The organism is Anoxybacillus sp. FSL W8-0382 (assembly GCF_038003845.1).
In the GTDB taxonomy this organism is placed as follows: domain Bacteria; phylum Bacillota; class Bacilli; order Bacillales; family Anoxybacillaceae; genus Anoxybacillus; species Anoxybacillus flavithermus_G.
Genome location: NZ_JBBOPX010000001.1, coordinates 513,397 through 533,740, shown reverse-complemented (window position 1 = coordinate 533,740; position 20,344 = coordinate 513,397). Strand labels below are relative to the sequence as shown.

General features: G+C 42.1%; 18 protein-coding genes, 1 pseudogene and 1 other annotated feature. Of the genes and pseudogenes, 4 read left to right on the top strand and 15 right to left on the bottom strand.

Going from position 1 to position 20,344, the window contains the following annotated elements; translation table 11 throughout:
* Positions 1–651, bottom strand: coding sequence for a tRNA (guanosine(46)-N7)-methyltransferase TrmB (gene trmB, locus NSS60_RS02890; protein ID WP_004888986.1), 651 nt, complete (start codon positions 649–651; stop codon positions 1–3).
* A 72-nt stretch (positions 652–723) separates the two neighbouring features.
* On the opposite strand from trmB, the gene NSS60_RS02885 reads away from it, so the two are divergent.
* Positions 724–993 (top strand): YtzH-like family protein, encoded by a 270-nt coding sequence (locus NSS60_RS02885; protein ID WP_004888985.1) that lies wholly within the window; start codon positions 724–726, stop codon positions 991–993.
* On the opposite strand, the gene NSS60_RS02880 is transcribed toward NSS60_RS02885, so the two are convergent.
* The 8 genes from NSS60_RS02880 to pepV all read right to left on the bottom strand — a co-directional run bounded on the left by NSS60_RS02880 (position 985) and on the right by pepV (position 9,425).
* A complete protein-coding gene (locus NSS60_RS02880) occupies positions 985–1,761 on the bottom strand; it encodes a phosphotransferase family protein (RefSeq protein ID WP_004888984.1) in 777 nt (258 codons plus the stop codon). The genes NSS60_RS02885 and NSS60_RS02880 overlap by 9 nt on opposite strands.
* Positions 1,762–1,842: 81 nt before the next feature.
* Positions 1,843–3,963, bottom strand: a complete 2,121-nt coding sequence (gene pulA, locus NSS60_RS02875; protein WP_004888983.1) for a type I pullulanase — start codon at positions 3,961–3,963, stop codon at positions 1,843–1,845.
* A gap of 197 nt (positions 3,964–4,160) precedes the next feature.
* Positions 4,161–5,117 (bottom strand): hypothetical protein, encoded by a 957-nt coding sequence (locus tag NSS60_RS02870; protein WP_004888982.1) that lies wholly within the window; start codon positions 5,115–5,117, stop codon positions 4,161–4,163.
* A 35-nt stretch (positions 5,118–5,152) separates the two neighbouring features.
* Positions 5,153–5,824 carry an LrgB family protein gene (locus tag NSS60_RS02865; RefSeq protein WP_004888981.1) on the bottom strand — a complete coding sequence of 224 codons (672 nt, stop codon included), beginning with the start codon at positions 5,822–5,824 and terminating at the stop codon, positions 5,153–5,155.
* Entirely contained in the window at positions 5,821–6,198 is a 378-nt protein-coding gene (locus NSS60_RS02860; RefSeq protein ID WP_004888980.1) for a CidA/LrgA family protein, read from the bottom strand. The genes NSS60_RS02865 and NSS60_RS02860 overlap by 4 nt, the downstream gene beginning before the upstream one ends.
* Positions 6,199–6,220: 22 nt before the next feature.
* Entirely contained in the window at positions 6,221–6,751 is a 531-nt protein-coding gene (gene thpR / locus NSS60_RS02855; RefSeq protein WP_004888979.1) for an RNA 2',3'-cyclic phosphodiesterase, read from the bottom strand.
* A gap of 33 nt (positions 6,752–6,784) precedes the next feature.
* Positions 6,785–7,936 (bottom strand): MFS transporter, encoded by a 1,152-nt coding sequence (locus NSS60_RS02850; protein ID WP_035018442.1) that lies wholly within the window; start codon positions 7,934–7,936, stop codon positions 6,785–6,787.
* Between the two features lie 85 nt (positions 7,937–8,021).
* Positions 8,022–9,425: a dipeptidase PepV gene (pepV, locus tag NSS60_RS02845; RefSeq protein WP_004888977.1), complete on the bottom strand. Its 1,404-nt coding sequence runs from the start codon at positions 9,423–9,425 to the stop codon at positions 8,022–8,024.
* A 173-nt stretch (positions 9,426–9,598) separates the two neighbouring features.
* Here pepV and NSS60_RS02840 point away from each other — a divergent pair, with 173 nt between their 5' ends.
* The gene (locus NSS60_RS02840; protein WP_004888976.1) at positions 9,599–9,820 is read left to right on the top strand and encodes a DeoR family transcriptional regulator; all 222 of its coding nucleotides are present in this window, start codon (positions 9,599–9,601) and stop codon (positions 9,818–9,820) included.
* Between the two features lie 38 nt (positions 9,821–9,858).
* Here the strand turns inward: NSS60_RS02840 and NSS60_RS02835 are convergent, their stop codons facing one another.
* Positions 9,859–10,581, bottom strand: coding sequence for a pseudouridine synthase (locus NSS60_RS02835; RefSeq protein WP_004888975.1), 723 nt, complete (start codon positions 10,579–10,581; stop codon positions 9,859–9,861).
* A gap of 106 nt (positions 10,582–10,687) precedes the next feature.
* Here NSS60_RS02835 and NSS60_RS02830 point away from each other — a divergent pair, with 106 nt between their 5' ends.
* The gene (locus NSS60_RS02830; RefSeq protein ID WP_004888974.1) at positions 10,688–10,972 is read left to right on the top strand and encodes a hypothetical protein; all 285 of its coding nucleotides are present in this window, start codon (positions 10,688–10,690) and stop codon (positions 10,970–10,972) included.
* A 14-nt stretch (positions 10,973–10,986) separates the two neighbouring features.
* Here NSS60_RS02830 and NSS60_RS02825 read toward each other — a convergent pair whose 3' ends face one another.
* On the bottom strand, positions 10,987–12,612 hold the full coding sequence (locus NSS60_RS02825; RefSeq protein WP_004888973.1) for a putative polysaccharide biosynthesis protein: 1,626 nt from the start codon (positions 12,610–12,612) through the stop codon (positions 10,987–10,989).
* Positions 12,613–12,713: 101 nt separating this feature from the next.
* Here NSS60_RS02825 and NSS60_RS02820 point away from each other — a divergent pair, with 101 nt between their 5' ends.
* Complete coding sequence (locus NSS60_RS02820) at positions 12,714–13,979, top strand: NAD(P)/FAD-dependent oxidoreductase (protein ID WP_004888972.1); 1,266 nt, start codon at positions 12,714–12,716, stop codon at positions 13,977–13,979.
* Between the two features lie 32 nt (positions 13,980–14,011).
* Here NSS60_RS02820 and NSS60_RS02815 read toward each other — a convergent pair whose 3' ends face one another.
* From NSS60_RS02815 to NSS60_RS02800, 4 genes and pseudogenes are all read right to left on the bottom strand, one after another.
* Complete coding sequence (locus NSS60_RS02815; RefSeq protein ID WP_004888971.1) at positions 14,012–14,308, bottom strand: rhodanese-like domain-containing protein; 297 nt, start codon at positions 14,306–14,308, stop codon at positions 14,012–14,014.
* A 58-nt stretch (positions 14,309–14,366) separates the two neighbouring features.
* On the bottom strand, positions 14,367–16,784 hold the full coding sequence (leuS, locus tag NSS60_RS02810; RefSeq protein WP_340720623.1) for a leucine--tRNA ligase: 2,418 nt from the start codon (positions 16,782–16,784) through the stop codon (positions 14,367–14,369).
* A gap of 62 nt (positions 16,785–16,846) precedes the next feature.
* Positions 16,847–17,059 (bottom strand) — a binding site (T-box leader).
* Between the two features lie 198 nt (positions 17,060–17,257).
* Complete coding sequence (locus NSS60_RS02805) at positions 17,258–18,607, bottom strand: ISLre2 family transposase (RefSeq protein ID WP_075039588.1); 1,350 nt, start codon at positions 18,605–18,607, stop codon at positions 17,258–17,260.
* Positions 18,608–18,938: 331 nt separating this feature from the next.
* A pseudogene (locus NSS60_RS02800) lies at positions 18,939–20,288 on the bottom strand (ISLre2 family transposase).
* Positions 20,289–20,344 lie beyond the last annotated feature (56 nt).

The following is a 20,344-nucleotide window of genomic DNA, read 5'->3' as shown; positions in this document are numbered from 1 at the left end:
TTACGACATAGGTTTTCGATATTTTGCTTCACAACGATAAATCGGGTTTCCTTTTTCCGAAAACTTTTGTTCATATTCTGTCATCACATTTCCTTCGAAGCCGCTTCGATGAAGATCGATACTAACATACTGAAGAACTAAACCGTATTGCGAAAAACTAACAAGGGAATATTCAAACAGCCCGCGATTATCCGTTTTGAAGTGAATTTCCCCTTCATCCACTAAAATGTTTTCATATAGCTCTAAAAATGCACGATAAGTTAAGCGGCGCTTTTCGTGTCGCTTTTTTGGCCATGGATCAGAGAAGTTTAAGTAAATGCGCTCTACTTCTCCTTTAGCAAAAATATTCGTTAAGTCTTTTGCATTGACATTTAATAAACGCAAATTTGGCAAATTGTTCTCGATCAATTTGTCGAGGGCGCATACAATGACGCTCTCATATAACTCAATTCCAATATAGTTAATGTGAGGATTCATTTTTGCCATTTCGGTAATAAAACGGCCTTTCCCTGTCCCAATTTCAATATGAATCGGATGATCGTTTGAAAACAATTCATGCCAACGTCCTTTATATTGCTCTGGTTGTGGAATAATGTATTGCGGATATGATGCAATTTTTTCTTTCGCCCAAGGCTTATTTCGTAAACGCACGTCTCATCCTCCGTTTCTTTGTATATAAAAAGATAAAAACGGCCATATTATAAAGCGAATAGGGGGATGAACATGGCCATTAATCATGAACATCAATTAACTGTGTTAAAAGATATTTTATCGGAACATCACCTTGATCGTTCAGGAACCGTTGCAGAATGTGAACAAATTGAACGGCTCGCCAAATCGTTAATGACGAACGATGCCGTCCATTCTGAACTGAAACAAACATTGTCCCATATTTACACGTATAGTCAAAACGGCAAAAATGCAACCGATCTTTCTTTACACATCGATCAACACGAACAGCAACTTGCGAATTGGATGGATCAATTAACGTAGCACATGTTCAAGGAAATGCAACAGTCGTTGCATTTCCTTTTCATTATTCCTTCCTTTATGCCATGCAAGCAACGTAACCGTTTGAGCAATCGTATACCATTTCATACGTAGCTGCAATTGCTCATCGAACTTCTCACCATATTCTTCTAGCCAACTCGACCACTGCTCTCTTGGAATGTAAGCATATAACAACATTCCGATATCAATCGCCGGATCGGCAATCATTGCGCTATCCCAGTCAATTAAATACAATTGATCATCTTCTGTTAAAAGCCAGTTATTATGATTCATATCGCAATGACAAACGACATAATCCATACAATACACATCATCTACGTGTCGCTCTAAAAATGCCAATGCGTCCCGAACGGTCGGATGCGCCTTTAATTCAACGTATTCATTTTGCTTTACTTCCTCTAGCAAACGATGAGGTACTAAAGGTTTTTTACCAAGGCGCTCCATCATTCCCAACAATTCTTTCGAGCGATGAATTTTCCGAAGCAATTGAGCAACTTGTTTGCTAGTCATATCACTCGGCTTTAATTCACGCGCTTGTAAAAATTGTTGGGCGGTAATTACGTCTCCATTTTCCATTCGTTTCGTCCATACTAATTTTGGGACGATTCCTTCCGCTGATAAAACAGCCAAAAACGGAGAAGAGTTACGCTTTAAAAACAACTTCTTCCCATCGTACTCCGCGATATATGCATCCCCTGTCGCACCACCTGCCGGGGAAATTTCCCACTCCTTACCTAGTAACTGTTCCAAGTGAGCTCACCTTTCGACTTAGTCAAAATAAAAATTGCAATTGTCATCTTACTAGATTTTATCTTTCCCATCGTTTCCCCGTCAACATTCAATTAATACCCACGTCCCGATTCCATTAATTTCAATAAAGCATTCGCACTTTTTCTCTACTTCTTCCCGATTTGAGCTGAAAACGACTTTCCATTTTCCTTCAGAAAGAGGTAATGTCGTTTTTTTCTCCTCATTATGATGCACGACAATAATTTGTTCCCATGGACCATACACACCCACATCAACAAGCTGATAGGCGATCACAGATGGATGGGTATCATAAAACTTGATATGACGCCGAACTTGATCGGCAGTAAAAAAACGAAACGCAGCATGTTTTTTACGAAGCGCAATAAGAGCCGTTATCTCTCGAATATCTTCTTCCCATTCACTTTTCCGCTCCCAATCGATTCGATTCACTTCATCAGGAGCGTTATAGCTGTTTTCAATTCCTTGTTTCGTTCGATAAAACTCTTGACCGCTATGCAAAAATGGAATACCTTGGGATAATAAAACGATCGCGGTCGCTAGCTTTTGGCGCTTCCGACGAATATATTCGCTCTCATGCGAATTGGCAATCATCATTTTATCCCATAATGTATGGTTATCGTGACATTCAACATAATTGACACTTTGCCTTGGCGAAAAAAATAGATGAATGCTTCCTCGAATAACTTCCATTACCGCTTCCTTATATGAACAATCACCTAACGCAAATCCTCGATCGTGCACTTGGAATGTGCTACCTTTAACATAGTCGCGAAAATGATCATTAAAATAAGCGATGCGCGGTGTGTGTCTTGCGTTTGCAATCGTTGTCTTTTTTTCTTGAGGCAATGGGGTAGCTAACTCCCATCCCTCTCCAAGAACAAGAACTGTCGGATCGATTGCATCGATAGCTCGGCGGACGTCATTCATCGTGTCGATATCTAAAATGCCCATTAAATCGAAACGAAATCCATCGACGCCGTATTCACTTAGCCAATATGTCACCGAATCAACGATAAATTTTCGTACCATTTTCCGCTCAGATGCTAAATCATTCCCAACTCCTGTTCCATTCGATGGATAACCGTTTGATTCGTATCGGAAATAATAACCCGGTACAAGCTGTTCAAACGATGATGTTTCTCGAATATATACGTGATTATAGACGACATCTAAAATGACGCGAATGCCTTCTTGTTGAAACGCACGAATCGCCTGTTTTAGTTCGATGATACGCGCATATGGATCGGTTGGATCCGTTGCATAACTTCCTTCTGGAGCATTGTAGTGCACCGTGTTATATCCCCAGTTGTATTCAAATGGCTCGAGCTCATCCACCCCTTCGAAATCTTGCACAGGCATAAGTTGAACATGTGTCACACCGTGCTGTTTCACGTACGAAAGACCTGTCACCGTTCCGTTTGGTCCTAATGTGTCCCGCTCCGTTAAACCGAGATATTTCCCTTTATGTTCCACGCCACTTTTAGGATGGATCGTAAAATCACGAACATGCATTTCATAAATGATCGCATCCGTCATAGAAATAAACGGAGGCATCGTTGGTTTTTGTATGTTTGTCTTCGAAAGGTCAACAACAACACCGTATGTGCCGTTAACTGAAACGGTTTTTGCATAAGGATCCACCGCTTCCCGCCAAACAAAATTGATATATGTCTTATACGTATACAAAAAATATTCTATATTTTCATAAACGGTATATGTCCATATTCCTTTTTGTTCGCGCACCATGGCATAAATTTTTTCTTCTTTCGTCTTCGGATGAATAAGCTTTAATGACACCTTTGTTGCCGTCGGCGCCCACACTTTAAACGTCGTTTTTTCCGGTTTGTACGTTGCACCAAGATCATTTCCGTCATATGCGTATAAATCGTCAAACGCTTTTGTTCGCATCACCGCCCCTACCAGTAAAGGTGTTTGCCATCCTTCTTCTGTATAAACGACATATCGTTTCCCTAATGGAACGATAAAAGGAACGAGACACTCATATTTTGTAAATGAGTGCTGTTTCTCACTTGAACGAACTGTTAAACGGTATGCTGTTTGTTCTTCATCGCATAAAAAAAATATTGGTGCACGTTCGTGAACAACATCGTTCGGTACCAAAATAGTAATTAACGTCAACTCATCTAAATAGGCTTCAAACGAGTGTTGTTTTGTCATCATTATCGGTCACCAACTTCCAGTTTTGAAGTCAATTATTTTTGTTATAAAATGGACTAAGATAAAAAAAGGAATTCATTTGTCTCATGTAGCGTTCCATTTCCGCTTTTACCATCTGGTTACTTACTTATTATGCAAGAAGAACAAAAAAAGTATTTATCCTTACCATAATTATAAAAAATCGAAAAAGAGGCTACGCTTCATTCGTCAGCCTCTTCTATTTCTTCAATAACGAGCGGATCGTAATAGCGCGTATCACAATATGTCAACAATGATTGCGCCGCCTTCAGTTGCGTATGTTTCAATGGCATCGTCAACTGTCTGAGTGACATAAACCATATCTCATAATGACGGCGATCGACGATATCAAAATCGCTCGGTGCATAGCGATAATCAATATACCCTTCTCGATTAATCAACACTTTTTTGATCGGCATATCGACGGAAAATTGCTTATAAATCGTTTGAACAACTTTTTCCGTTCGATGAAGCGAAATCATCGGATTGACGATTTTTCTCTCCACATTATCGACAATCTCCGTCCAAAAACGTTCAGCTGAGCCAACAATAATGTTATTTTTCCGTTCTTGCGTAAACGCAACGCACCACGTCGTTGTTGGACTAATCAAAATCGTATTAAGCTCGACAGGAGCTTTTTTCAATAAAAATACAGGCTTGTACATACATAAGTATGTATCTGGAAAACGTTGCAAAAAATATTTTAAATATGCGTCATAATAATATTTCGGATCAATAACGGATTCTTCCGTTAACGTCGAGCTCGCCCAACGAATTTGCAGTTGAAACAGCTTTTCTAAAAATAATATTTTCAATTCTTCAATCGTTCTTGGTTCGGACGGAATAGAAAACATAAAGTCTTCCTCTTCTTGCGACTGTTCATTTTCGTCCGTCACATCTTTTACTTTTTCCCGTTTCCATATTCGTTTAATCTTATCAAAAAATGACGGTCCCTCCTCAAGCCATTTCCATGACTCATGTACACGCGACTCCATTTGTGGCGCCAATTGACCCGTCTCCCATACATGCTTCATTCGTTCCCATTGCTTCCTTTTTAAACGAATAAACTCGCTCGGATAATGATACATATCTAGCTCGTAGCGCGAAATATAGTCTTGAAGCTTAATGAGCTGTCCCACGCCTTAACCTCCAGCAATCAATTGTTACTTTCATTCTACAACAAAAGCAACAACGGGCAAAGAAGAGAAGCGAAAATTGCACTTAGCGTCATCGCAACAGAACTAATGGCAGCCTCTTTTTTTCCGATTTCAAGCGCTTTTGCCGTACCAATCCCGTGCGAAGCCGCACCAAGCCCGCTCCCTATACCTAATGCTGTTGTTATGCGAAACATACGAAAAAGGCTAGGACCAAACATCGCGCCAAAAATTCCAGCAATCATTACATATACTGCCGCAAGCGTCGGTATGCCATCAATCAACTTCGCAATATCCATTGCTACAGGCGATGTAACTGATTTCGGAATGATCGAACGAACGACCTGTTTCGGTAAATGAAAAAGGCGAGCCAGTAATAGGCCGCTTCCCATCCCGATCATTGTGCCAAAAAATGTACTGCATAACAACGGCCATAAAAACTGTTTTAACGTACGGCGATGTTGGTAGAGCGGCAAAGCTAAAGCGACGACTGCAGGACCGAGCAAATGAACGAGCCATTTTCCTCCGCTCATATATTGTTCATACGACAAATGAAAGAGCGATAACGTGATGATGATGACTACTGTGCTCGTAGCGATTGGCACAAGCAAAGGAAAATAAAAGCGAGCATACAATTTGCGCATCGCCATATACACGACAATCGTCCACAAAAGCATAATCGCGCCGATCATGCTCCTTTCACCTCATGCATTCGCTTTTGTTCACGTGTTTGTGCCCATTGACCGATGAAACCAGCAAACAACATGACGATCATTGTACTCACGATGACAACGAAAATAGACCATATCCCTTTCCCTAAAAAAAGTTCAACATAATCAATGATGCCAACAGTTGCCGGAATAAACAAAAGTGTTAAATGAGACAAAAGCATGTTAGCACCACGGGAAATCCACTCTTCCTTCACCATTCCGGTCATTAACAATAAAAATAGCAACAACATCCCTATCATACTACCTGGAATAGGGATGTGTAGCAGTTGCTGAATAATCGAACCAAAAATATACAGCATATACAATACCCCGATTTGAATGACCGTAATCCCCATTTTTTCTCCCCCTGTTATTGAATTATGAAAGAGGAAAACGCATCAACGGCTTATATTTCGGCGTTTGATCCATATGTGTTTCGTATAGCACAACGTCGTGTACGAAAAAGCGAATGTCCTCTCCTTCAATCTTTCTCGGATATGTTTCAAGTGAGAACGGAAACGATCCGTTCCATTTTTTCGCCAACGTAATATGTGGCGTGAACGGTCGAGCATCAAGAGAAAAACCTATCTGCCGGCAAACGTCATACACATCTTGGCGAAGGGAAAACAAACAAGGCTCTTCTTTTACGCCATACCATAAAATACGAGAACCAAACGAATAAACTTCGCTCAATTGTAATGAAAATACTCGATGTCTTTGGATCACATCTGGCATAAGCGCTGCGATTTGTTTTCGTTCTGTTTCCGTTGCCCGCCCTAAAAAAGCAAGTGTAATATGATAATCTGCTTCATGAACGAACAAACGAAATGGCGCTTTCCATTCGGAAATAAAGGCATGAAGCTGCTGTTTTACTTCATTCGGCAAAGGAATTGCCAAAAAGTAATGCATTTATTGTCCCACCTTTTAATTTTCTAAATTTTATCAAATTTCCGATGTTTTATGCAACGCCTTTTTTGACTGCCAGGCGAAAATAACCATTCCTCCAAGCGTCAACAATCCAAAAAATAAATACACATGTTCAATCGTCCAACGTTCTAAAATATACCCTCCTACAAATGTACAAAACCAGCTTCCAAGTCCATTTCCAACTGTAGCATAAAGCGATACAGCCGTCGTACGCACGTGTGCAGGGGTAATGTCACGCACATATTGAAGGGCAGCTGGGATAAACAAACCGACAGACGCCCCTTGTACAATTGTCGTGGCATACACGATTATTAAAGGTGGTTCAAAAAAATAAAACAACCAACGAGCACAAGATAAAGCTGTTGCAACTAATAGCACGTTCATCATCCCGAATTTCCGAACGACACCGTCAGCAAATTTCATAAACGGCGCCTCACTACCTGCCGCTAACAAAAATGCAAGGCCTACGCCTGCAAGCGTTCCTCCTAAATCGGTAATCAAAATGCCAAAATAAAAATTGTTAGCATAAATTGGACCAAAAACGAGAAACGTCGTTAGCAAAAATAAAAGAAACGGTGGAATGCGAACTAACTCTTTCATTCCTTCCCGAATGTTCACCTTAGCACTTGACTGTTCTCGTGGCAACTTCCATGCGAGCATGCTCGAAATAATGAGCAAAGCAACGAAAATGTAAAAGATAAAACGAAGATGGAACCACTCAGCCACTTGTCCAGCGACAGGAACAGCCGACGCAAACCCAAGCGCCCCCCAAAGCCGAATCGATCCATATCGCTCATTTGCCTTTTGTACATAATGAAGAGTAATACTATCAGACAGAGGCACGATACCACTTTGCATAACTGCAAGCAGAGCAGCAATAACAAGCAACGATACGTAAGAGTGGGCGAGTGAATACATCAGTCCGAATAAAGCGGTTCCTAATAAAGATATCATTAATACTTGAACCGGCTTACGCGTATAATCACTCAGCATCCCCCAAATAGGCTGAGTAAAAATCATGACGATCGGGCTAATGGACATAATCATCCCAATTTCTGTCCCAGACAAACCGACTTCATCTTTTAAATATACAGATAACAACGGAAAGAGCGAACCAAAACTAAAAAACTGTAAAAAATAAAATGCTCGAAAAATACGTGTATACACAAAAAATCCCCCATATCGAATAAAATAACGAAAAGTACCGTCACGATCGACGGCACTTTTCATTATAACATATTTTTGGAAATTGTCATTTTGCTAATTCATAAATCGCTTGGGCGTAAATGGCTGTTGCTTTAAGTAAATCATCGATAAACATATACTCGTCTTTTTGGTGCGCAACATCTGGGCGATTTGGGAATAACGGACCAAACGCTACCCCTGCTTGTAAAGAACGCGCATATGTCCCACCGCCGATGGCAAGTAGTGACGATCGTTCACCCATCTGCTCTTCATAGACGCGTTGCAACGTTTGAACGAGCGGATGATCTTTTGCTACATAATGGGGCGAAGAGTTAGAAAAGTTTGTTAACATAAAGTGATGACCGTTTGCGACTCGCTCGATCACTTCTTTCGTATGGGCAATGTCGCTCGTCACAGGGTAACGTAAATTGATACCTATTTTCCCACCATGCTCACGCGTATATGAAAGAATACCGACATTGATCGTTAAATCTCCTAATTCCTCATTTGTATGCGCAACCCCTAATTGCTTTCCGCGCGTATCGCCATAAAAGTATTGAGAAACGAAACGAACAAATTCGTTTGCTTGTGGATCGAGTGTTTCATCTGCTAAAAATTTTGCAAGCCATAGCCCCGCATTCACTCCGTCGTCTGGTTCCATCCCATGCACAGAAACACCGCGAACACATAACTTCATCGTTTCGCCATCTATATACGCCTCACCTTCAAGTGTGTGTACTTGTAAAAATTCAGTAAAACGATCTTTCATATCGTTTCCGTTCGTTAACTGCAAAACAGCCTCTGCAAAATCTGGAACCATATTGTATCGACGACCAGCTTGAAACGACAGAAGAACACAATCAGCCGTTTGCTTATTTATTGGCTGTTGAATGAGATCAAAATCGGCAATCCCTTTTTCAGCGTAAATAATCGGGAAATCGGCATCTGGCGCAAATCCGAGCGTCGGCATTGGCTCAGTTTGAAAATATCGTTCGACGCATTGCCAATCGCTTTCTTCATCTGTCCCAATAATCATGCGTACGCGCTTAGATAGCGGTAATCCTAGCTCTTTTACAATTTTCATCGCATAAAATGCAGCAATCGTCGGCCCTTTATCATCTAATGCACCACGTGCGTAAATTTTCCCATCTACAATCGTTGCCCCAAACGGATCAAACGTCCAACCATCTCCAGCGGGAACAACATCTACATGACATAATATGCCTACAATCTCTTCACCATTGCCCATTTCCAAATGACCAGCTAGTCCGTCAACGTTTTTTGTGACAAACCCTTCTTCTTCACCACGCTTTAGCATGTAACAAAGCGCTTCATACACCTCTTTTCCTAGCGGGGCTTCTTCTGTTGCTGTTTGTTCATTTCGTACGCTTGGAATGCGCAAAAATGTTTGCAAATCTTTCAAAAGCGCTGACTCTCGCTTTTTTACTTCTTCCATCCAGTTCATATTCATCGTCGCTTTCACCTTTCCTTAAGAAAAATATGGTATTAATTGTATTAATATTGTGTAAAATTCAGCAAAGTTATAGCATTTTTCTTATGTTTTCGTGTAAAATAGATGGTAAGACATCTAGTTTTTCATCTTTGTTGTACCATGCGAATGATGTAACGATAGGGAGTGATCATTTGAAACCATCTACCGATCGCATGCTAACCCGTATTAAGTCCGTCTACATGTTCATTAGCGAAAGAGGAACAGTGACAACGCAAGAGCTCGTGGAAGAATTCGGTATTACACCACGAACAATTCAGCGGGATTTAAACGTGTTAGCATACAACGATTTAATTCACAGCCCTAGCAAAGGTAAATGGACAACAACTAAAAAAAGGGTGAAGATGTCATCTTAACAGCATGGATATAGACGGAACCTGATTCGTTCAGGTTCCTATTTTTTGCCTTCTCCTTTTAATAAAGCAATTTCTTCATCTGTCAATTCACGATACTCTCCCGGTTCTAACGTTTCATCAAGCGATATCGGTCCCATTTGAATCCGCTTTAAATAAACAACACGTTTACCGACCGCTTGAAACATTCGTTTAATTTGATGAAACTTTCCTTCTGTAATTGTAATTCGTACGTCTGAACGCAAACCCGAGCGGATGACCACAAGCTCTGCCGGCTTTGTTTCGTATCCATCATCGAGCACAACACCACGTTGAAATGCGACAACATCATCTTCAGTCACTTCCCCATCAATAATTGCTTCATATATCTTCGGCACATGTTTTTTCGGCGACAGTAGCTGATGGGCAAGTTGTCCATCATTCGTTAACAGCAATAACCCTTCCGTATCTTTGTCAAGCCGTCCGACAGGAAATGGATCAAATATGCGATCTTCCTCTTCTAGCAAATCAACAACTGTCTCTTCGACCGCATCTTCTGTTGCTGAAATGACCCCTTTTGGCTTGTTCATCATTAAATAAATGAACGGTTTATACTCCACTTCTTCTCCCCACACAGTAACAACTTGTGCTTTTGGATCGACGTGCGTTTTCGCATCTTTTATCGTCATCCCATCGACTTTAACGACGCCTGCTTTTAATAGCTTTTTCACTTCCTTTCTCGTTCCGTATCCCATATTTGCCAACAGTTTATCGATTCGCAGCACTAAAATCCCTCCAAATGTTTTTCGTTTTTAGGCATCCGTCCATACACGAATGTCAATTGTCACATATACTTCCTACGTAACAACTAAAGCGAAAGGAGTTTTCCGAATGGATGAACGCCAACAACAACAGCAAATGCCTGGTATGCCTTATTACGGAGGTACTCCGTTTATGCCGGGATTCCCTGGAACACCAACATTCCCAGGAACACCAACATTCCCAGGAACACCAACATTCCCAGGAACACCTGGATTTCCAAGCGACTCTCTTGAGCGTCGCGTCGACCGTCTTGAACGCATTACCGAGCGACAACAACAACAAATTAACAATTTAAATCGACGCCTTCAACGCGTTGAGCGTCAGCTTGGATTCCCGTTTAGCAGTGATTTCTAATAGAAAGAAGAAGGCTACGATACGGCCTTCTTTTCTTTTTTTCGCAAAAATGAAAACCTGTTTCCAAATAACGCATATAACAAGTTCGAGCGTTTACTTAAATAAAAATAAACAGCTGCTCCGATTCCCCCACCACATGCAACAATAATCACCGATTGGATCATGCTGCCGTTGTAATGAAGGAAACGATCGAGGAGCTTCACAATCGGCCAAACGACTGCGCACATCATTGTCGTCAAAATTCCCATAAACAATACACGCTTGGCAACAAAATGATACCGATAATTTGTATAACGATGAATAACCCATAAGTTTAACCCGACCGATAAAGCATATCCAATCGTCGTTGCCAAAATAGCCCCTACCGTTTCAAATGAAACGATCAGTATATAGTTAAACAACAATTTAAACAAAAGCCCAATCGTTAAACTAATTACAGTAAATTTTTGTTTGTTAATACCTTGTAAAATGGCTGCCGTCACAGAAAATAAAGCAAAGAAAATAGCCGTTGGCGCATATGCGCGCAACACTTCTGTTCCGAGTGGATCATAACTATAAAACGCAGCATATACGTATTCAGATAAAAGAGCCATGCCAATAACTGCAGGCAACGTAATAAACATAACGACTTGAAACGTGTCGTTTAAATATTTTCGTAACCGCTTGCTTTCCCCTTTCACATAAGCTTTCGTAATCGTGGGAATAAGCGTTAAGCTAAACGACGTTGCTAACGTGACCGGAATAATGACGAGTTTTTGCGCCCATACGTTAAAAATACCGTATGCGTCCTCAGAAATCGCACCGAGCCCGATGCTTGCCATCGCTTTGTTAAATGTAAATTGATCAATAAGCTGATATAACGGCATCGCCAAACCAACAAAAGCAAATGGTGCTGCGTAGGCAATCAGTTCTTTATACATATCTTTTAACGACATATGGATCGTGCCACGATCTTGCTTTAATAGTTCATCTAAAAATGATTTTCGCTTAAACCAATACATGAATAAAACAGCTAGTCCACCGACAGCGCCAATAAAGGCAGAAAACGTTGCAACTTGAATGGCAGTCACAAGCGAACCATCAAAAATACGTAAAACGATATAGCTACCTGCAAGCAAAAAGATGATGCGGACAAGCTGTTCGATAACTTGCGAAAGCGCTGTCGGCCCCATTGATTCATGCCCTTGAAAAAAGCCGCGAATTAAACTCATCATCGGCACAAGCAATAAAGCGAAACTAACCGCACGAATAACAGAAGTAACATCGGCAATCGAGTTGCCGTGTCCGTCATCATTGACAACAAACGGTGCTAATAGTGGTGCACTCATGTATAAAATAAGCCAAGCGAGAAAACCGGTGACCGCCATTAACATGATCCCTGAACGAAACAACTTTCGTCCAATCGCATATTCCCCAAGTGCATTGTATTTCGAGACAAACTTGGATACTGCAAGCGGCACTCCCATCGTTGCGATGCTAATAAATAGTGTGTATGGAACGTAACCGTAAGAATAAAGTGCTCCTCCTTGTTTGCCAACAAGTTGGTAAAATGGGAAGACGTATATAAGCCCTAATATGCGTGACAAAAACACGCCTCCCGTTAAAATAAACGTGCCACGCAATAACTTTGATGATGACATAACATCCCTTCCTTAACGGATTCATTGCTTCACTTATTTTAGCACACTTTTTTCTTTTTCATAAAATCATTTATAATCGTAACAGAAAGGACGTGAAAGTGATGACATATGATGTTATAGTCATCGGTGGAGGACCGTCAGGACTCATGGCAGCCATCGCCGCTGGGGAACGAAGTAAGCGTGTGCTCCTCCTTGATAAGGGAGATAAGCTCGGACGAAAATTAGCTATTTCTGGCGGCGGGCGTTGCAATGTGACAAATAGACGACCAGTCGATGAACTTATTCAACACATTCCGGGAAACGGCCGTTTTTTATATGGCGCATTTTCAATGTTTAATAATGAAGATATTATTCGCTTTTTTGAACGGCTTGGCGTTCCGTTAAAAGAAGAGGATCACGGTCGTATGTTTCCGGTGAGCGATAGTGCGCAATCTGTCGTACAAGCTTTGCTTCGAGAATTAAAACGATTGCGCGTCGACATTCGCGTTCATACTCCTGTCAAAGACATTGAATATAAAGATGGATCCGTATATGGAGTGACGCTGCGAACAGGGGAAATGATTCGAGCAAAAGCGGTTGTCGTTGCCGCCGGAGGGAAATCTGTGCCACATACCGGTTCGACAGGGGACGGCTACGCATGGGCAGAAAAAGCTGGACATACGATTACAGAACTGTTTCCAACCGAAGTGCCGATTGTTTCACACGAACCATTTATTCAAAAGCGAACGTTACAAGGATTATCACTACGCGATGTGGCATTAAGCGTATTAAACGCAAAAGGGAAACGAATCGTGACACATCGTATGGATATGATTTTTACACATTTTGGGGTTTCAGGACCAGCAGCACTACGTTGTAGCCAGTTTGTCGTCAAACAATTAAAAAAGCAACCGTCCGTTATGATGACGATCGATGCCTTGCCAGATGATAAAGAAGAAGCGTTATTTCAACGCATTGTACGTGCCATAAAAGAAGAACCGAAAAAAACGATAAAAAATATTGTAAAGGCACTTCTCCCTCTTCCTGAGCGATATATATTATTTTTATTTGAACAAGTAGCGATCGACCCGCAAACGACCGCGAGTACGTTAGGGTACGACAAAGTTCGCTCATTCGTCGCGACATGCAAGACGTTTTCTTTTTCCGTTCATGGCACGTTGCCGCTTGAAAAAGCGTTCGTCACAGGGGGTGGCGTGTCAGTGAAAGAAGTGCATCCGAAGGAAATGGCATCGAAGTTAATGAAAGGTCTTTATTTTTGCGGAGAAATTTTAGACATTCACGGTTATACGGGCGGCTACAATATTACTGCCGCACTCGTCACCGGACGACTCGCTGGAATGCACGCTGCCATATATGCAAAACAATAAGATCGCCACGAAGCGATCTTATTGTTTTATCTTTACACAACTTCTCCGTCCCATCCGAGCATGCCATCGACAATGTTACATACATCATAACCATGCGCCTCTAAATAACGGCAAACGTGTTCACTACGCACGCCAGAACGACAAATAATCACATATGTTTTCTGTTTGTCTAGTTCACTCATTCGTTCAGGAATGTCCCCCATCTTTATATGAATCGCTGATGGAATCATTCCGAAAGCGACTTCTTCATCTTCACGCACGTCAATAACCTGAATTCGCTCCCCAGCTTCGATCATTTGTTTTAATTGAGCGGCTGTCATTTCTTTCATCAATCTCTTCCTTTCTTTAGCAAAAGCCCCCCGCCACATGTGCGAGAGGCTTTGTACATTAATTTGCAACAATGTTCACTAATTTTCCTGGTACAGCGATCACTTTACGCACCGTTTTTCCTTCAATTTGTTCTTTAATTTTTTCGTCTTCCATCGCCAATTGTTCAAGTTGTTCTTTCGTTGCATCAGCTGGCACATGTAGTTTTGTACGTACTTTTCCATTCACTTGAATGACAATTTCGACTTCATCTTCAACTAATTTTGCTTCATCATATGCTGGCCAAGCTTCGTAAGCAATCGTGTTGCTATGACCTAGTTTTTCCCACAACTCTTCAGCAATGTGCGGACAAACTGGCGATAACAGTTTTACGAATCCTTCCATGTATGCTTTCGGCAATACAGGCGCTTTATATGCTTCATTAATGAATACCATTAATTGTGAAATGGCGGTATTAAAACGAAGCGCTTCGTAATCTTCGGTTACTTTTTTCACTGTTTGATGATATACGCGTTCAAGCGTATCTGTTTCCGGATTGTCAACGATTTTTGGATTTAGTTGACCGTTCTCTTCAACGAATAAACGCCATACGCGATCGAGGAAACGGCGTGCACCGTCAAGTCCTTTTGTCGACCATGCAATCGATGCTTCTAAAGGACCCATAAACATTTCGTATAAACGTAATGTATCGGCGCCATGGCTTTCAACAATATCGTCTGGGTTGACGACATTTCCTTTTGATTTGCTCATTTTTTCATTATTTTCCCCAAGAATCATCCCTTGGTTGAATAGCTTTTGGAACGGTTCTTTTGTTGGCACAACACCAATATCGTATAAAAACTTATGCCAAAAACGCGCGTATAACAAGTGCAATACGGCATGTTCTGCCCCACCAATATAAATGTCGACAGGCAACCATTTTTCTAATTTTTTAGGGTCAGCCAATTGCTTATCGTTATGCGGATCAATATAGCGCAAATAATACCAGCAACTTCCTGCCCACTGTGGCATCGTATTCGTTTCGCGACGACCTTTTTTGCCTGTTTTTGGGTCAACAACGTTCACCCATTCTTCAATGTTTGCTAGTGGGGACTCCCCTGTGCCCGACGGTTTAATTTCATCTGTCTTTGGCAACACAAGCGGTAATTCTTCTTCTGGCACTGGCGTCATCGTACCGTCTTCCCAATGGATGATCGGAATCGGTTCGCCCCAATAACGTTGGCGGCTAAACAACCAATCGCGGAGGCGATACGATACTTTTTTCTCTCCTTTTCCGTTTGCTTCTAGCCATTCAATCATTTTTTTCGTCGCTTCTTCTTTATTTAACCCGTTTAAGAAATCAGAGTTCACGTGTTCCCCGTCACCTGTGTACGCTTCTTTCGAAATGTCGCCACCGGCAACGACTTGTTTGATCGGCAAATTGAATTTTTTCGCAAATTCATAATCGCGTTCATCATGGGCTGGCACTGCCATAATTGCGCCTGTACCGTAGCTCATTAACACGTAATCTGCGATCCAAATCGGCAATTTTTCCCCATTGGCTGGGTTGATCGCATATGCTCCCGTAAATACACCTGTTTTTTCTTTCGCTAAATCCGTGCGCTCAAGATCGCTTTTGCTTTGAATTTGTTTTAAATATGCTTCAACCGCTTCTTTTTGCTCAGGTGTTGTAATTTTTTCAACGAGCGGATGTTCAGGGGCAAGCACGGCATAAGTTGCACCAAATAGCGTATCTGGACGCGTTGTAAACACCGTAAACGTTTCATCGTGTCCATCGACTTGAAAATGAATATTTGCTCCTTCTGAACGGCCGATCCAGTTGCGTTGCATTTCTTTAATGCTTTCCGGCCAGTCTAATTCTTCTAAATCTTCAAGTAAACGGTCCGCATATGCCGTAATGCGAAGCATCCATTGTTTCATCGGCTTACGAATGACTGGATGACCACCGCGCTCGCTTTTACCATCAATGACTTCTTCATTCGCAAGTACCGTCCCTAGTGCAGGACACCAGTTGACCGGCACTTCATCCATATACGCTAATCCTTTTTCATATAGCTTTAAGAAAATCCATTGTGTCCATTTGTAATAGTTCGGATCGGTCGTGTTCACTTCGCGATCCCAGTCATATGAAAAACCGAGCGATTTAATTTGACGGCGGAAGTTGTTAATATTTTTTTCTGTAAATTCAGCTGGGTCATTTCCTGTATCAAGCGCATATTGCTCGGCTGGTAATCCGAACGCATCCCATCCCATTGGATGCAACACGTTATATCCCTGCATGCGTTTCATGCGCGCTAAAATGTCCGTTGCTGTATATCCTTCTGGATGACCAACGTGCAATCCCGCCCCTGATGGATATGGAAACATGTCAAGCGCATAAAACTTTCGCTTTCCATCGTCTTCTGTCGTTTTAAACGTTTTATTTTCTTTCCAATACTTTTGCCATTTTTTTTCGATTTCTCGATGATTAAAACTCACGTGACAAACCTCCTTTTAATCCATTTTTAACAAAAATGAAAAACAAAAAACCCCCCATCCCAAAAAGGGACGAGAGGATTCTCCCGCGGTACCACCCTTGTTAGCGCACGAATCGTGCACTCACTTTCATCATTAACGCAGATTCACGGCGCATGCTACTTCATTCGCATACGCGACTCCAAGGCGAGTTCGTAAACAAACTTCGGTTGACTCGCACCACCCGTCAACTCTCTGCCGACCATTTGTTTACTACTACTCCTTTTCACCGTCATTTTCCATTATTTCATTATACATATCATTTTAAAAAATTTACACCTTCGTTGCAAGTGTATTTAAATTTACGTTTGAGTCAAGACTTTGTGGGAGATTTTTTTCTCGACCGATTTTTTTGGTTATATATGGTTTTATAAAATCGTTATATGTAAGCGCTTTTACTTACTCTCATCCTGTAGGTATGTGCGTTTTCTCTCGTTTTAAAAACCTTTCAATGCTTGCAATGCCTCGTAAATCGGTGTCCCTGAAGATTGGCGAAGGTATGGGATGTTATCTCGTACCACTTCTGTCATTTGCGTTTGCACGCGCTTCAGTGCCTTTTTCACGATCGTTTCTCGTTTCGTTTCTTCTCGTTCTTCCACGCCATACATCACTCCATCGCGTGTCCGAATGAGTAACGTATCTTTTATCGCGACGATCGCTCGCAACATCGCTTCAATCCCTGCATCCCTCCAACTTCGACCGTTTTTACTTCGTTTCGCAAACACATGCATCGTTCCTTCCGCACTCCCCATCGCCCTCATGTTTGTCGTGTCAATCCCTTTTTCCTTCAACCATACGCGATAGTCACGTAAACATCCTGGTATCTCCTCGATTCGACGAACAAGCGCCTCGAGTTGCTTTTCCTTCTCCTCATGTTCTAACGTACCGATGGCACTTGTGAGTTCTCGTAACACACCTTCTTCATCCCATGATGCTAACTTCTTTCGAATCACCCGATATCTCGCATGACCTCGGAACAATTGACGAATCTCTCTTGCCACATGGAACCGATCAAGCTGAAAGTACCCCCTGTCCCCGAAATATTCTCGACACGCTGTAATCCATGGGGCTCCATCTCCATTGATGACCACCCAATCCTCAAACGGATCATAGCTGTATTCCTTCATCAGAAAATTCTCTACAGCTTCCCAAATCGGTTCATTCGTTTGATGAACCATATACCGTCGATTCACTAAGGATACGCGTTTCCCGTTTTTCTCCCATCCTTGGTGAATCGTGATGATCTTTTCTTCTTTTCCTTTGATGCGGCTTCGTTGACGTTTCACGTACAACCCGTCTGCTTCGATAAAAAACACGCGCCCTTTTTTCTCCATCGCACGGTGCCCTTCCACCTCTGCCTCGATGATGGACTGGCGAATCGTTTCGTGACTCATACATGCATACCCCACCAGCTTTTCAAGCGACTGCGCAGCCTGTCGATACGAAGAACCCGTCACGGCGAGATGAATCGCTGTCTCCTCTAATAGCGGACTCACTCCATGCGCCCCATCGAACTGGAGAAAGACATCGAGTAAAGACGTATACACCTTTTTTTCACGGTCAAAGTAGTAGTTTCGCTTCACTTCCACCTCTCCAAATAGCGTTTGGAGTCGGATCGTCCGCTTATCTTTGAGCGCATATCGTTTCTTGTCCCGCTGTTCTGCCAATGTGCGGTCGATCTCCTCCAACACCTGTTGAAGGAGATGACCATATTGTTTTTGCATATGTCTAAATAAAGACTGTTCGATCTCTTTTAATGTCAAGCCGTTTGTGATATAATCCTGCATGGGCTCCACTCCTTTCTTTGGTTGTATTTTTTTTTCACACTTACTACCTTACCAGGAGGAGAGCCCGTTTTTCATCTATTTTGCTTACATATCTGACAGGTTCCTTATTATACCAAATCAGGAACCTGTCTTTTTTTCTCCCACAAACATTTTACTCATACTAAATTTACACCTTCGTTGCAAGTGTATTTAAGTATGGGTTTGAGTCAAGACTTTGTGGGGGATTTTTTTCTCGACCGATTTTATTGGTTATATATGGTTTTATGGACTTGTTTCATGTAAGCGCTTTTATCTACTCTTATCCTGTAGGTATGTGCCTATATCTGTGTTTTTAAAAACCTTTCAATGCTTGCAATACCTCGTAAATCGGTGTCCCTGAAGATTGCAAAGGTATGAGATATGATGTCGTACCACTTCTGCCATTTGCGTTTGCACGCGCTTCAGTGCCTTTTTCACGATCTCTTCTCGTTTCGTTTCTTCTCGTTCTTCCACGCAACACATCACTCCATGGCGTGTCCGAATAAGTAACGTATCTTTTATCGCGACGATCGCTCGCAACATCGCTTCAATTCCTGCATCCCTCCAGCTTCGACCGTTTTTACTTCGTTTCGCAAACACATGCATCGTTCCTTCCGCATCCCCCATCGCTCTCATGTTTGTCGTGTCGATCCCTTTTTCCTTCAGCCATATGCGATAGTCACGCAAACATCCTGGCATCTCCTCGATTCGACGAACAAGCGCCTCGAGTTGCTTTTCCTTCTCCCCATGTTCTAGCGTACCGATGGCACTTGTGAGTTCTCGTAACACCCCCTCTTCATCCCATGACGCGAATGTTTTTCGAATCGCCCGATATCTCGCATGACCTCGGAACAATTGCCGAATCTCTCTCGCTACATGGAACTGATCGAGCTGAAAGTACCCTCTATCTCCAAAATATTCACGACAACCCGTGATCCATGGGGCACCATCTCCATTGATGACGACCCAATCTTCTAGTGGATCATACCCATATTCTTCCACCAAGAAGCTCTCGATGGCTTCCCAGATTGGCTCATTCGTTTGATGAACATAGTTAGCGTCGGTTCACCAAAGAAACTCGTTTGCCGTTTTTCTCCCATCCTTGGTGAATCGTCACAATTTTCTCTTCTTTTCCTTTCATGCAGCTTCGTTGCCGTTTGACGTACAACCCGTCCGCTTCAATGAAAAACACCCGACCTTTTTTCTCCATCTTGCGGTGTCCAACGACTTCAGCCTCGACAATCAACTGACGAATCGTTTCGTGGCTCATGCACGCATATCCCACCAGTTTCTCTAAGGACTGGGCAGCTTGTCGATACGATGAACCTGTCACTGCCAGATGAATCGCTGTTTCTTCTAACAACGGACTGACTCCATGTGCCCCCTCAAACTGAAGAAAAGCATCCAACAGACAGACATACCTCCGTTTTTCCCGATCGAAGTAATAGTTCCGCTTGACTTCCACTTCTCCAAACATCGTCTACATCCGTATCCCTCGTTTATCTTTGAGCGCGTATCGTTTTTTATCTCGTTTTTCTGCCAATGTGCGGTCGATATCCTCCAACACCTGTTGAAGCAGTTGACCATATTCTTTTTGCATATACCGAAACAATAACTGTTCAATGTCTTTCCATGTGACTCCATCTGTGATATAATCCTGCATGGGCTCCAATCCTTTCTTTGGTTATTTTTTCGCACTTACTACCTTACAGGAGGAGA

Coding starts and splice junctions, on each gene's coding strand:
- NSS60_RS02820 (WP_004888972.1), top strand. CDS start 12,714: ATGACATATGATGTTATAGTCATCGGTGGAGGACCGTCAGGACTCATG.
- NSS60_RS02825 (WP_004888973.1), bottom strand. CDS start 12,612: ATGTCATCATCAAAGTTATTGCGTGGCACGTTTATTTTAACGGGAGGC.
- NSS60_RS02865 (WP_004888981.1), bottom strand. CDS start 5,824: ATGATCGGCGCGATTATGCTTTTGTGGACGATTGTCGTGTATATGGCG.
- NSS60_RS02805 (WP_075039588.1), bottom strand. CDS start 18,607: ATGCAGGATTATATCACAAACGGCTTGACATTAAAAGAGATCGAACAG.
- pulA (WP_004888983.1), bottom strand. CDS start 3,963: ATGATGACAAAACAACACTCGTTTGAAGCCTATTTAGATGAGTTGACG.
- NSS60_RS02815 (WP_004888971.1), bottom strand. CDS start 14,308: ATGAAAGAAATGACAGCCGCTCAATTAAAACAAATGATCGAAGCTGGG.
- NSS60_RS02860 (WP_004888980.1), bottom strand. CDS start 6,198: ATGGGGATTACGGTCATTCAAATCGGGGTATTGTATATGCTGTATATT.
- pepV (WP_004888977.1), bottom strand. CDS start 9,425: ATGAATATGAACTGGATGGAAGAAGTAAAAAAGCGAGAGTCAGCGCTT.
- NSS60_RS02830 (WP_004888974.1), top strand. CDS start 10,688: ATGGATGAACGCCAACAACAACAGCAAATGCCTGGTATGCCTTATTAC.
- NSS60_RS02885 (WP_004888985.1), top strand. CDS start 724: ATGGCCATTAATCATGAACATCAATTAACTGTGTTAAAAGATATTTTA.
- thpR (WP_004888979.1), bottom strand. CDS start 6,751: ATGCATTACTTTTTGGCAATTCCTTTGCCGAATGAAGTAAAACAGCAG.